Source organism: Paenibacillus alkalitolerans, assembly GCF_016482785.1.
Taxonomy (GTDB): Bacteria; Bacillota; Bacilli; order Paenibacillales; family YIM-B00363; genus Paenibacillus_AE; species Paenibacillus_AE alkalitolerans.
Genome location: NZ_JAEMXM010000009.1, coordinates 107,420 through 119,996 on the forward strand (window position 1 = coordinate 107,420; position 12,577 = coordinate 119,996).

Annotated in this window: 10 protein-coding genes; 9 read left to right on the forward strand and 1 reads right to left on the reverse strand. The window is 53.4% G+C overall.

Annotated features, from left to right (window positions below; genetic code table 11):
- Positions 1-16 precede the first annotated feature (16 nt).
- The 8 genes from pucD to JET16_RS15860 all read left to right on the forward strand — a co-directional run bounded on the left by pucD (position 17) and on the right by JET16_RS15860 (position 9,835).
- Positions 17-2,302 (forward strand): xanthine dehydrogenase subunit D, encoded by a 2,286-nt coding sequence (gene pucD / locus JET16_RS15825; RefSeq protein WP_199617365.1) that lies wholly within the window; start codon positions 17-19, stop codon positions 2,300-2,302.
- Positions 2,292-2,795 carry a (2Fe-2S)-binding protein gene (locus tag JET16_RS15830; protein WP_199617366.1) on the forward strand — a complete coding sequence of 168 codons (504 nt, stop codon included), beginning with the start codon at positions 2,292-2,294 and terminating at the stop codon, positions 2,793-2,795. Before pucD ends, JET16_RS15830 begins: the two co-directional genes overlap by 11 nt.
- A gap of 5 nt (positions 2,796-2,800) precedes the next feature.
- A complete protein-coding gene (gene uraD, locus JET16_RS15835; protein ID WP_199617367.1) occupies positions 2,801-3,322 on the forward strand; it encodes a 2-oxo-4-hydroxy-4-carboxy-5-ureidoimidazoline decarboxylase in 522 nt (173 codons plus the stop codon).
- Between the two features lie 2 nt (positions 3,323-3,324).
- Complete coding sequence (gene pucL / locus JET16_RS15840) at positions 3,325-4,287, forward strand: factor-independent urate hydroxylase (RefSeq protein WP_199617368.1); 963 nt, start codon at positions 3,325-3,327, stop codon at positions 4,285-4,287.
- Positions 4,284-4,646 (forward strand): hydroxyisourate hydrolase, encoded by a 363-nt coding sequence (gene uraH, locus JET16_RS15845; RefSeq protein ID WP_199617370.1) that lies wholly within the window; start codon positions 4,284-4,286, stop codon positions 4,644-4,646. The genes pucL and uraH overlap by 4 nt, the downstream gene beginning before the upstream one ends.
- 134 nt (positions 4,647-4,780) lie before the next feature.
- On the forward strand, positions 4,781-6,595 hold the full coding sequence (locus tag JET16_RS15850) for an adenine deaminase (protein WP_199617371.1): 1,815 nt from the start codon (positions 4,781-4,783) through the stop codon (positions 6,593-6,595).
- An 815-nt stretch (positions 6,596-7,410) separates the two neighbouring features.
- Positions 7,411-8,091 (forward strand): helix-turn-helix domain-containing protein, encoded by a 681-nt coding sequence (locus JET16_RS15855; protein WP_199617372.1) that lies wholly within the window; start codon positions 7,411-7,413, stop codon positions 8,089-8,091.
- 4 nt (positions 8,092-8,095) lie between these two features.
- Positions 8,096-9,835: an ABC transporter ATP-binding protein gene (locus JET16_RS15860; RefSeq protein ID WP_199617373.1), complete on the forward strand. Its 1,740-nt coding sequence runs from the start codon at positions 8,096-8,098 to the stop codon at positions 9,833-9,835.
- Between the two features lie 1,191 nt (positions 9,836-11,026).
- On the opposite strand, the gene JET16_RS15865 is transcribed toward JET16_RS15860, so the two are convergent.
- Positions 11,027-11,407 carry a VOC family protein gene (locus tag JET16_RS15865; protein WP_199617374.1) on the reverse strand — a complete coding sequence of 127 codons (381 nt, stop codon included), beginning with the start codon at positions 11,405-11,407 and terminating at the stop codon, positions 11,027-11,029.
- A 167-nt stretch (positions 11,408-11,574) separates the two neighbouring features.
- On the opposite strand from JET16_RS15865, the gene JET16_RS15870 reads away from it, so the two are divergent.
- Positions 11,575-12,543: a sialidase family protein gene (locus tag JET16_RS15870; protein WP_199617375.1), complete on the forward strand. Its 969-nt coding sequence runs from the start codon at positions 11,575-11,577 to the stop codon at positions 12,541-12,543.
- Positions 12,544-12,577 lie beyond the last annotated feature (34 nt).

A 12,577-nucleotide genomic window follows, 5' to 3' on the forward strand; every position in this document is an offset into this window, starting at 1 on the left:
AAAGGGGTGCCGTTCGATGACTCTGAATCGTCAAACAAGCGGAAACCGTTGGCGGATCAGGCCTGACGGCAAGGAGAAAGTGTCCGGACGGCTCGTCTATTTAACGGATATGAGCGCGGAGCACATGCTGTTTGGCCGCGTGCTGCGGAGCCCGCTTCCTCACGCTTGGATCGTGTCCGTGCGAACGGATAAAGCGGAGCGTCTGCCGGGGGTGCGGGCGGTGCTCACTTCGAAAGCCGTTCCCGGCTTGAACCGGTTCGGCATCGCGTTCCCCCATCAACCGGTGTTTTGCGAGGACCGGGTCCGGTACGTCGGCGACGCGATCGCCGCGGTCGCCGCGGACAGCGGCGACATCGCCGAACACGCCTTGTCGCTTATCGAGGTCGATTTCGAGCCGCTGCCCGTTATCGACGATCCGGAGAAGGCGCTGGAAGACGATTCGCCCCGGCTGTATGCGGAAGGCAACGTGCTTCATCGCACCGAGTACAGGAAAGGAAATACGGCGGAAGCATTTGCGCGATGCGCGCGCATTGTCGAAGAAACGTATTGGACGCCGCGGCAAATGCATACGTATATGGAAACGGAAGGGGGACTGTTCGTCCCTGAAGAGAATGGAAGATTAACGGTGTACTCGGCGACGCAGCACGGGCTTATGGACCGGATGCAGCTATCCCGCATTCTTGACGTTCCCGAATCGGATATACGCGTCATATCGAGCCCGATCGGCGGATCGTTCGGCGGCAAAGACGAGCTTAACGTCCAGCCGTACGGCGCATTGCTGGCGCTGCGGACAGGCCGCCCGGTCAAGATGCACAACTCGAGGGCGGAATCGGTGCGCGGCGGGTTAAAGCGGCATCCGATGAAAATTACGATGAAAACCGGCACGGACGAAGAAGGACGATTGATTGCCCATCAGGTTCGCATCGTTTCGGATACGGGCGCTTATGCGACGTTGGGCGCCCAAGTGCTCAATTTTTGCACCGAGCATGTCACCGGACCGTACAGATTCGAGAATGTCGACGTCGAGGGGGTTGCAGTCTATACAAATAACGGCGTTTCCGGAGAATTCCGGGGCTTCGGAGGAAATCAGGCGATCTTTGCCTTGGAGGGACAGATGGACCGGCTCGCCGAAGCGTACGGCATGGATCCGTGGGAGTTTCGGGCTTTGAATTTGCGCCGGTACGGCGATCCGGGGCCGTTGGGACAGCGGATCGCCCAGACGGACGGCGCGAAGCAAGTTTGGGAAGCGATTGAGCAATGCGCGCTGCGGGCGGAAAGTAAGGAAGAGAACGCCCCCTCCAAACTCGAGCCATGGATTCGTACCGGCGTCGGAGCCGCGTTGGCCATGCACGGCGCAGGTCTCGGCTTCGGCATACCGGATCCGGGCGCAGGGCGGTTATCGCTCGCTTCGGACGGGAAAATCGAGGCCGTATTCGGATACGAAGAGTTCGGGCAAGGGTTGCTCGCGACGCTCGAGCAGATGCTGATCGAACAATTCGGTTTTGCCGCGGACGACTTGCGGATCGTAATCGGCGACACCGATGCCGTACCCGACAGCGGCTCGAGCACCGCTTCCCGCGCGACGACGATGATGTGGACGGCTCTTTCGCGGCTGAAGCCCGACTTTACCCGCCGCTTGCTGGAGACAGCCTCCTCCGTCACCGGCAAACCGGCCGGCAGCCTGACGGTGGGGCCCGGCGGCATATCGGAGAACGGCGGCGGCATAGTGCTGTCCTACGCCGAGCTTGCCGGCGCGATCGGACAACCGATCGTGTGCGAAACCAAATTCCATTATCCGCTGACGCCGGACGAACGCGTCGGCGCACATTTTCTTTACACTTACGCGGCGGTGGCGGTAAAGGTTGAAGTGAACACGCTCACCGGACGCGTGCGCGTATTGGATCAGTTCCACACTGTCGCCGCCGGTCCGGTTGTGAATCCGCAAGGCTATCTCGGCCAGATCGAAGGGGGGAGCGGCATGGCGCTGGGCTTTACGCTCATGGAAGACGCTCTGATGGACGGCGGCCGCTACTTAACGAACAACTTGGACACATACTTGATTCCGACGATCGCCGATATGAACGGAGAGATTCGCGTGGAGCCGATCGAGGAATTGCCGGAACACGACGTATACGGTCCCCGAGGCGTCGGAGAGATCGGATCGGTTTCGCTGGCGCCGGCAATCGCTTCGGCTATATATCAAGCGGTCGGCAAGCGGGTCGTCAAGCTTCCGATAGAGCCGGAGCTGCTGCTGGAAGCGCCGTTTATCGTTGCGGAAGGCGGTGGCCGGAATGCTGAATGAAACAAAACAAGCGGAACGCGCCGGGAAATACCGTTTGGAGTGCGAAATCAACGGGACGCCGCTGACACTCGATGTTCCCCCATCGAGACGGCTTCTTTCCATCTTGCGGGACGACCTGCAGATGACCGGAACGAAGCGCTCCTGCGAAATCGGGCGGTGCGGCGCCTGCATGGTATTGATGGACGGCAAGCCGGTCAACTCTTGTCTGACCATGGCGTATCAGTGCGCAGGCGCGCAAATTACGACGATTGAAGGATTGAGCGGCGGTGATGATGCCCTCCACCCGATTCAACAAGCTTTCCTGGAAGAGGGCGGATTTCAATGCGGGTATTGCACGCCCGGCATGATTGTTTCGGTCAAGGCGCTGTTGGATGAAAACCCGAAGCCGTGTCAAGCGGAGATTGAAGAAGCGTTATCCGGCAATTTGTGCCGGTGTACAGGGTACGGAGGCATCGTGCGGGCTGTGCAAAAGGCGATAGGTACAGGGGGATAAACCGCATGGGGGAAAAAATGGCATTGGACCGCATCAACTCGTTGAGCAAACACGAGTTTGTGCGCACGTTGGGAGGCATCTTCGAACATTCGCCTTGGGTGGCGGAAGAGGCTTTTGCATCTGCTCCGTTTCGTACCGTGGATGAACTGCATCATACGATGATGCAGGAGGTGAGCGAGTCGAGTGAAGACCGGGTGCTGTCGTTATTCCGCGCCCATCCCGATTTAGCGACACGGCTCAGAATCAGCGAGCTTTCCGCGGCGGAGCAGCAAGGGGCCGGTCTCGACCGGTTGACCCCGGCGGAATATGAACGATTCTCCGCTTATAATTTCTCATACACCCGCAAGTTCGGATTTCCGTTCATATTCGCGGTTCGCGGTAAGACGAAGGCTGACATAATGGAGGCCATGCAGCGAAGACTTCTGTGCTCCCCTAAGGAGGAACGGGAGCAAGCATTGCAGGAGATCGGGAAAATCGCGAGATTCCGCCTGAACGACCTATTAGACCAACTTGGGAAGGATGAATGAACATGTTGGAGCCGATCAACGGACGCACGATGTATTACGGCAAAGGCGATGTGCTGGCGTACCGCACATACTCGAAGCCGCTTGCCGTTTCGCCGGTTCCCGAATCCGGCTTTCTCGGCAACGAGAACGTCATTTTTGCCCACAATATCAAATTCGCCGTCACGGGAGAGGCGTTTCTTCCGTCATTCTCCGAGGGAGACAACTCTATGGTCGTGGCGACGGACTCTATGAAAAATTTTATATTGCGCCAGGGGGCATCATATGAAGGCAGCACGACCGAGGGCTTTCTCGCGTTCGTAAGCGAACGGTTTATGAATAAGTACGGTCATATCACGGCCATCTCGATTGCCGGGGACCGGCTGCCGTTCGACGGCGTGCGGGTTGCGGCCGGCGGAGACGGAGTCCAAGAGAGCGGGCTTGTGTTCCGGCGATCGCACAATGAATCCGCGTCGGCGTCGTTGGAGATTCGCCGCACGGCCGAAGGGGCGGCAATCGTTTCGCATCGGTGCATGCTGAAAGATTTGCAATTGATCAAGGTGAGCGGAAGCTCGTTTCACGGATTTATCCGGGACGAATATACGACGCTTCCGGACAGCTACGACCGTCCGCTGTTTATTTTCCTCAATATCGGGTGGACATACGAGCAGGTTCGGCACGCGATTGACGGCGACTCCGGCAAATACGTCGCGGCGGAGCAAATCCGGGACATCGCGCAGACGGTGTTCCACGAAAAAAACAGCCCGTCCATACAATGGCTCATCTGTCAAATCGGAATCCAGATTTTGGAACGGTTTCCGCAATTGGCGGAAGTGAATTTCGAATCCAACAACCGCACGTGGGAAACGATCGCGGAAAACGTCGGCGATTCGAAAGGCGGCGTATTTACGGAACCGCGCCCGCCATACGGTTTTCAAGGTTTTTCGATGACTCGGGAAGACTTGAACACGGGCGGGAAGCTCGGATGAGCGGCCGTTTGACCACTCACGTGCTGGATGTGTCGCGAGGAAAGCCGGCTGAAGGGATGCGCGTTCAGCTTTGGAGACTGGATGACGGAGAGGCGTCCGTCTTGGTGGCGGAATCGTTGACGAATTGCGACGGCAGGCTGGATCGTCCGCTGCTTGAGCAACAAACGATGGAGGCGGGAACGTATCAGCTTCTCTTCTTTGCAGGGGACTATTTCGCCCGATGCCGCCATGAAGCGGAACCGCCGGCGCCGTTTCTTGACATCGTTCCGGTGCGGTTCACGATATCGAATCCCCATGAGCACTATCATGTCCCCTTGCTGGCGGCGCCGGGAGGGTACAGCACCTACCGGGGTAGTTAGTAGGGACCGGACGGCCGACACGCTTCGGCAGTGAGGGCATCAGGTGGAGCTGCTCCCGATTGGGATGGTATAATGGGACAAGCGCAAGGGATTATGATCGGTGAAAACGGTGTGTCAAGCTCGGGGGGATTGTCATGAATGTTTTTCGAAAGCCTTTGGCTGATTGCGTTCCCGAATTGGTTGCGACGGCAAGAGGCGAAAAAGCGGCGACGCTCGTCATTAAAAATGCATCCTTGGTCAATGTTTGTTCAGGCGAAATTCTCCGAGGTATGAACATCGGAGTGCAAGGCTCGCGCATCGCCTATGTCGGCAAAACGATAGACCATATGGTCGGCGAGCGGACTCAGGTCATCGATGCGGCCGGAGCTTACGCCGCACCCGGCTTGTTGGACGGTCACTGCCATATCGAAAGCACGCAGCTGACCGTAACCGAATTTGCGAGAGCCGTGCTGCCGCTCGGTACGACGGGGGGATTTTTCGATGCGCACGAAATCGCCAACGTCTTCGGCTTGAAGGGGATCCGCCATATGCTGGAGGAAGCGCGGACGACTCCTTTAGCTGCGTATATGCAGGTCGCGTCATGCGTTCCGTCGGCGGGGTCCGAGTTTGAAACGGCAGGCGCTGCGCTCGGTCCGGAAGAAGTGGCGGAGGCGTTCGGTTGGGGGCACGACGTGATCGCGCTGGGAGAGGTCATGAATTTCCCCGGCGTTGTGTACGGCGATGAAAAGATGATCGGTGAAATACAGGCGACATTGCGTGCGGGAAGAGTGGCGGACGGTCATTTCACTTGGCCTGCTGACGACTGGAGGCTTCCCGTGTATGCCGCGGCCGGAGTGACCGGCGACCATGAGTGCGTCACGCCGGAGGACGTAATCGAGCGCGTCCGGTTGGGCATGTATGCGAAGATGCGCAGAGGCTCCGCATGGCACGATGTGGCCGAGACGATCAAAGCGCATACGGAGTCCGGATTGGATACGCGCCGAATGATGCTCGTCACCGACGACCGCAGCTCGGAATCGTTGAGGGACGAAGGTCATATGAACTTCGTGCTTCGCCACGCAATCGCACAAGGCGTGAAGCCTGTGACCGCATTCCAGATGGCGACGATCAACACGGCCGAACGGTTCGGCGTCGCCCGCGACGTCGGATCGATTACGCCCGGGTCGTTCGCGGATATTATTTTGCTGGACGGCAATTTGGCGGATGTGAACGTGGCGATGACGATCGCCGCCGGACGGGTCGCGGCCGAGAACGGACGCATGACGGTATCGCTGCCGGGTTACGAGTATCCGGATGAAGTGCTGCATTCGGTGCATGTGTCGAAGCCGGCCGTTCCCGATGATTTTATAATTCATGCGCCGATTGAATCCGGGACGGTTCGCACCCGGGTCATTGAAGTGCGCGAAAACCATGTCGAGACCGCAGAAAGGGTCGTATCTTTACCGGTTAGCGGGCATCGGCTTGCGGTCGGCGGCGGGGACGGACTGTGCAAAATCGCCGTGATCGAAAGACACAAGGGCACGGGCGGTCGCAGCGTCGGAGTCGTCTCGAACATCGGTTTTCACAAACCTGCGGCCATTGCGATGACGGTTGCCCACGACAGCCACAATCTGCTCGTCATCGGCAATTCGGATGAGTTGATGGCTCAAGCGGCCAATGCGGTAGTTGCCATACAAGGCGGGGTGGCCGTCGTCACCGGGGAGGGGCGTACTGAGTTTCCCCTGCGCATCGCCGGACTCATGTCGACCGAGCCGTTCGAGACGGTGGCCGAACAATCCGCGGCGATCAGCAAAGCGCTTTACGACGCAGGCTGCACAATGAATTACGCGTTCATGACGCTGTCGCTGCTCGCGCTTGTGGTCATTCCGACGCTCCGGCTGTCCGACCGCGGCCTCGTACGCATATCCCCGGAAGGGATTCGGATCGTTTCTTTGTTTTGCGACGAGTGAAAGTGGTGAAGTAAACTGGAGAGCGGCGCTTAAAGCGAAAAATCGCCTCTTGATACGTTACACGCTTTTGTATGCAGCGGTATTTTTTACCGCTGCACACTAGCTATGTTCCACATGCGAAAGCGCAGCGTGCCGCAACAGCAAGAAGCGAGCTTGTATTTGAACTATCGGAAGTTTGCAGCGGAATTGTCGGGCGACAAGTAATGGGCCGATTCAAACCCGCTTAATTCGCGGGCTTTTTTATTTATAGGCCCAAGTTCTTGTCGCGAACGAACGACAAGAACTTGGGCCTTTTGTGTTTCCTTAGAAAGTTGTCGTCGGACGACAACAACAATAGCCGATTCAACCCCGCATAAACAGCGGAATTTCCGATAGACAAGAACTTAACCCTTTTGTTGATGGAGGAATCACCATTGATCGCTCAGCTAACGGGCAGTTTAGTTACAAATAAAGGTAATTGAATTTGCGTGAAGAATTAAATAAAACGATCATTTCGCAATCAAGGAATTTAATACTCCTGATTTAAAAAAAGGATAGAGATTCATGCCACTGTGGTCACTATCACTGGTATGTTAACCAACCCTCTATCCTGTCCCCTTAGGAAAATCCACCAACCGTCGTACTTCGCCTCAAAGAAAAAATTCTCGTCGAAAGCATGATCCCCGTCAACAGATCAATCACCTTATTATTATTGTCTCAGGGGGCGCATTCTTAGAACTATAAGGAATTGGAGATTGTGCGCAACGAATGATTGCTTAATTTTCCACATTTTATCAAGTAGAATGTTGATAAATCTTCTTGCGGGGTTGTGAAGTATGGATATAAAAAAGTTTGGCGCCTATATCTCCCATCTGCGGAAGGAACATGACTTAACACAATCGCATCTGGCAGATTTTCTGAGCGTCACAAGACAAGCGATTTCAAGATGGGAAGTGGGCGACTCATTCCCGGACATTGCAATGCTACCGAAACTTTCAGAAATATTCTGCGTTACGGTCGATCAACTATTAAACTGCGGCGAGGAAGAAAAAGACGAGAGCAAAATTTTGCGGTATATCGTCGACGGGCGTGCGGATCAAGTCATTGGGTTGTTGAAACAAGAGGAAGTGGGTGCGGAATCGGTTGTGAACATCGCCCCCCTGGTGAAAGCCAGTACACTGGAGTTGATTGCCGAAGGTTTTGAAAAACACGGCGTTGAAATCAAACATATCGTTGAGCTTGCCGTTTATATGAACGAGACAGGGCTCACGAAACTGATGAAAAAAGCTTCATTGGATAAACTTGATGAGGACATGTTGGAAAAATTCATCCCTTTTCTGGACGAAGAGTCGAAGGGGATTATTTTCTCAAAAATTATTGACGGTGAGTTACATGGATCATTGCTTGCAGTCATGATTCCATATTTGGACTTGCTGCGATACGGTCCATTAATTGAAGCGGCAGTAATGGAAGGACAGTTGGATGATGAAATTTTAAAGGAATTATCTAGGAGGTGAGCGTATGGAAGCGAGTTTTACGAGACGAATTCTTTCTTTTTTTCGCCCTTATCATCTTTCCTTCGTTTTTGTAATTCTGTTGTCGCTGCTCGCCGCTTTATTGTCACTTACAACCCCGTTACTCATGAAAGAGATCATTGATCATGCCATCCCTGCGAAAGATATTCGGTTGTTGGTTATCCTCTGTGGCTGTTTTTTCGCTGTCGTCACCGTCGGCGGAATGCTCAGTGTATGGCAGAGTCACCGGGAACACATCGTCGGCCAGCAGGTGTTGAGGGATATCCGCATGGTAATGATGGAACGTTTGCAGTTGCAATCGATGCGTTTCTTTACCCATTCCCGTTCCGGGGAGATCGTTCATCGGCTCATATCAGACGTGCAAATGATCCAAAACATTGCGGCCAAAAGCGTCATCACCGCAGTTACACAATTCATCTTTTGGTGTACCGCAGCGGGTATTTTATTTTTCCTTGATTACAGATTGGCTGTCTTTTCCCTCCTCTTGCTACCCACATATGTCATCCCTTCCCGGAAAACGGCGAAAAAACGGAAGGCACTGATGAGCGAAACCCAAGAATGGAAGTCTACGTTATCTTCGTTCATTTCGGAAGCTTTCGGTATTTCAGGCGCCTTGCTAACCAGAATATTCGGAAGAGAGGCGTGGCTTAAGGAACGATTCTCCACCGTTAATCAGAACATCATGGAGAAAGAATTGAAACTGAACCTCTTAGGCCAATGGATCACGATGTTTAACGGCGCGCTGCCTGCGGTGGGTACGGTAATGATTTATTTATACGGCGGTTATAGTGTAATTCAAGGTACGATGACGATTGGCGACATGGTGGCGTTCACGATTTATTTAGGAAGACTCTACGGGCCGACGCAACAGTTGTTGAATCTTTATATGGATTTCGTCACTTCTATGGGAGTCTTCCAACGGATTTTCGAGTATCTGGATCTTGTGCCGGATGTGGCGGAAAAGGACAATGCCCGGGAACTTCCCGATGTGAAGGGCGATATCTCATTTGACAGTGTAAGTTTTGCATATTCCGCCGGGAAAAATGTCCTGCACCATATCAACTTCGAAGTATCGGCAGGGCAACAACTTGCAGTGGTGGGACCGAGCGGCGCAGGTAAAACAACTTTGATCGGAATGTTGGCACGTTTGTATGATCCGACCTCCGGCTGCATCCGCTTTGACGGCGTTAATATTAAGGAAGTGAAGTTAAACAGCATTAGAAAGCACATCGCGTATGTCACGCAGGATCCTTTCCTCTTCCATGCCAGTATCAGAGAAAATTTGCTGTTCGCCAAGCCGGATGCAACCGATGAAGAGCTTGTCAAAGCATGCAAGGATGCGTACATTCACGACTTGATCCACAGCCTTCCTAATGGGTACGACACGATTGTGGGTGAGAGGGGGCATCGGTTATCCAGCGGTGAGAGACAACGGTTGGCGATTGCACGAGCAGTTTTGAAAAAACCGAGAATCCTCATCCTTGACGAAGCAACTTCTCATCTGGACTCGCAGTCGGAGCATTACGTGCAGTCTGCTTTAGAAACGTTGATGCGGTCATGCACTACAGTTGTCATTGCACATCGCTTGTCAACGATCGTGGCAGCGGATCAAATTTTGGTGCTGAAGGACGGTAAAATCGCGGAGAAAGGGAACCATCACGAATTGCTGATCCGCAACAGTTTATACGCAGATTTATATCGAAAGCAATTTGCTGATGCAATTTGAGAGTGGGCCACGTTTTTAACGGATTCACTTTTAGAGTAACTCAAACCCTAGATTATTCAACTAACGGAGACCGCTCGACAAGTTCTGCTATAAGCGTCCAAAAGCGTGAAAAGCAGGAGATTAATTTGATTAATCTTAACTTTACATCCAAGGATGGGAATGACGGTACCATGTTTCCTGAAACCATCCCGCCAATACTCCTGCATGCGTCATGGCTGACAGGTCATGGGGTGTGAAGAACAGGTAGATTCGGCAGAACGAAGGCTGAAGCCATTCCTTTGGAAAAGGTATGCCAACGGATATGCCGCGCGGCTGAGAAACTGGATATGGTGAGAATCGTTCCCCAAAAGGAACTGACGAACAACCGAATGTACGGGTCTAAAGTTAGAACATAGGGAAAGCCTATGTACCATCAAACGATGGGGTGAGTGGCGTAAAGTAAAAATGTTTCCTATGAAATACGCTATGCCGAACTATGGCGGTATCCAGCTCACAGGCTCACAGGGAGCACCTAAGTCCAGAACGGATAGCTAGGATGTAAGGTACTTGGAAAACAAGGAACGTTGCAACAAGGGCTGTCACCCGAAGCGGTTGCTATAAGGCATTAGCCGAAATGCATTTATTCTTGTGAGGGTAGGGGCATGACTGACGAAGTTCTTGTAATGGGAATGGAGGAACAGCCCCAAGTCTAACTGAAAAGAATGATCATTCTCCAAGCGTGAATTGCACCGATCGGGTATGAACGTGGGAACTTCCACAGTGCAAGCTTAACGGTATTGGGATTCGAATAACACCAAATCTGTGAGTAACGAGGATGCTTATGATCTAGTACGTTCAGTTAGAGGGAGCGCGGAGTGCGGCGAAAGTCGCACGCTCCGTGTGGAGCAGGGGAAAAGCCGGAGATCACTTCAAACGCTTACCTATTGCTGACGAGTTTCAAAAACAACGCAGGTTTCAGATAGTAAATTAACAAAAAGTTTTCATAGTGTAATATGTAAAGTCTTATAGCNGTTTCAAAAACAACGCAGGTTTCAGATAGTAAATTAACAAAAAGTTTTCATAGTGTAATATGTAAAGTCTTATAGCAGATCCTGCACTATAGTGCTCCATTGGCGCAACCAATTCTTGTTAGTTACTCGAAACTTCGTTAGAAGTTTTTCTTTCGAATTGTGATTTCCCGCGTTCGGGCTATTAGAATTGAACCAGAGTGCCTCCCCACTCCTCGGGAGCGACGTCCGCAAACGATTGTGAAAACGTCCACAAGTGACCGCCAATGTCTACAACGGTATACTGCCGCTCTCCATAAGGAAAGTCTTTTGGCGTCTGCTCGATCTGAGCGCGGTACTTTCTGGCACGCTCGCAGTGAGCATCCGCATCTTCAACCCGAACGAGCAAGGAGTGACTCCGGAAATCAACAGTGCCTGATGCATCAATTTGCCGTTTGCTCACAATGACCGCGCCGTCACCGAACATAAGCTGCGCACGGTGATTCCCTATGCGCAGACGCAACGTGAACCCGAAGATGTTGCACAGCCAGTCAACCGCCTGATTCACGTCCTCATACACAAGCACCGGCATCACCGTTTCCGGAGGCATAGAACGATTTGGTTTCAAACTGATTCGGCGAATACCGGTTGTCAGGCGAAAATCGATAACCGGGCGAATTGTGTCTATTGTCGGGTCAAGGGCGCAGACGGTAATATGTAGGCGCACAAATACGGGGAGGAGCTACATTACTAATGAAGATTTTATCTGCGAGAAAGTCGTATATATTTGAAGAAGACCGCCCGTTTCCGTGCTGCCACGCTTCAACCGTCTTATGGTTGCCGAGCGGGGATTTGCTGGCTTCGTGGTTTGGCGGGACTTGCGAAGGCCACGCGGATGTCGACATTTGGATATCGAGATGCGAAGGAGGACGTTGGTCGGTTCCGGTCAGAGTCGCGGAGGAAGACGGCTTGCCTCATTGGAATCCGGTTCTGTTTCAAAGCCCCGACGGTACCGTTCATCTATTTTATAAAGTCGGACATACAATTCCTTACTGGCACACCCGGATCATTCAATCCCAAGATGGCGGACGCACTTGGTCCGAGCCGCGGCCGCTCGTCGTAGGCGACGTCGGCGGCAGAGGGCCTGTGCGCAATAAGCCGATCGTGCTGAGCAGCGGTACGTGGGCGGCGCCTGCTTCATTGGAAATCGGCGATTGGGACGCATTCGTCGATCTATCGGAAGATGAGGGTGAAACTTGGACGTCAAGCGCGTTGGTGCCGCTCGACCATTCCCAATGCAGGGGAAAAGGCGTCATTCAACCTGCGCTTTGGGAGAGCGGGGACGGGCAAGTCCATATGCTTCTTCGAAGCACTGAAGGGTACATTTACCGCAGCGATTCCGCAGACAGCGGGCGAACTTGGAGTCCGGCGGTTCGGACAACGGTTCCGAACAATAACAGCGGCATAGATTTGGCGCAGCTGAAAGACGGAACGCTGGCACTCGTGTATAATCCCGTCAGCGGGGACGGGGGAGCGAGAACGCCGCTTGCGTTAGCTCTGTCGCACGATAACGGTTCGAACTGGGAGCAGGTGCTGGTAATGGAAGACGGCCCCGGCGAATATTCGTATCCGAGCGTAACGGTTTCCGATTCTACATTATATGTGACCTACTCATGGAACAGGCAGCGGATCGCTTTTTGGGAGATTGCGCTGTCACAATAGACGGGAAGGACACGGCAGCGGCGGCACAAAGGAG

Excerpts from the sequence above, each read along its gene's own strand:
- uraD (WP_199617367.1), top strand. The coding sequence starts at position 2,801 with ATGGGGGAAAAAATGGCATTGGACCGCATCAACTCGTTGAGCAAACAC.
- pucL (WP_199617368.1), top strand. The coding sequence starts at position 3,325 with ATGTTGGAGCCGATCAACGGACGCACGATGTATTACGGCAAAGGCGAT.
- JET16_RS15860 (WP_199617373.1), top strand. The coding sequence starts at position 8,096 with ATGGAAGCGAGTTTTACGAGACGAATTCTTTCTTTTTTTCGCCCTTAT.
- JET16_RS15870 (WP_199617375.1), top strand. The coding sequence starts at position 11,575 with ATGAAGATTTTATCTGCGAGAAAGTCGTATATATTTGAAGAAGACCGC.
- JET16_RS15855 (WP_199617372.1), top strand. The coding sequence starts at position 7,411 with ATGGATATAAAAAAGTTTGGCGCCTATATCTCCCATCTGCGGAAGGAA.
- uraH (WP_199617370.1), top strand. The coding sequence starts at position 4,284 with ATGAGCGGCCGTTTGACCACTCACGTGCTGGATGTGTCGCGAGGAAAG.
- JET16_RS15850 (WP_199617371.1), top strand. The coding sequence starts at position 4,781 with ATGAATGTTTTTCGAAAGCCTTTGGCTGATTGCGTTCCCGAATTGGTT.
- pucD (WP_199617365.1), top strand. The coding sequence starts at position 17 with ATGACTCTGAATCGTCAAACAAGCGGAAACCGTTGGCGGATCAGGCCT.
- JET16_RS15830 (WP_199617366.1), top strand. The coding sequence starts at position 2,292 with ATGCTGAATGAAACAAAACAAGCGGAACGCGCCGGGAAATACCGTTTG.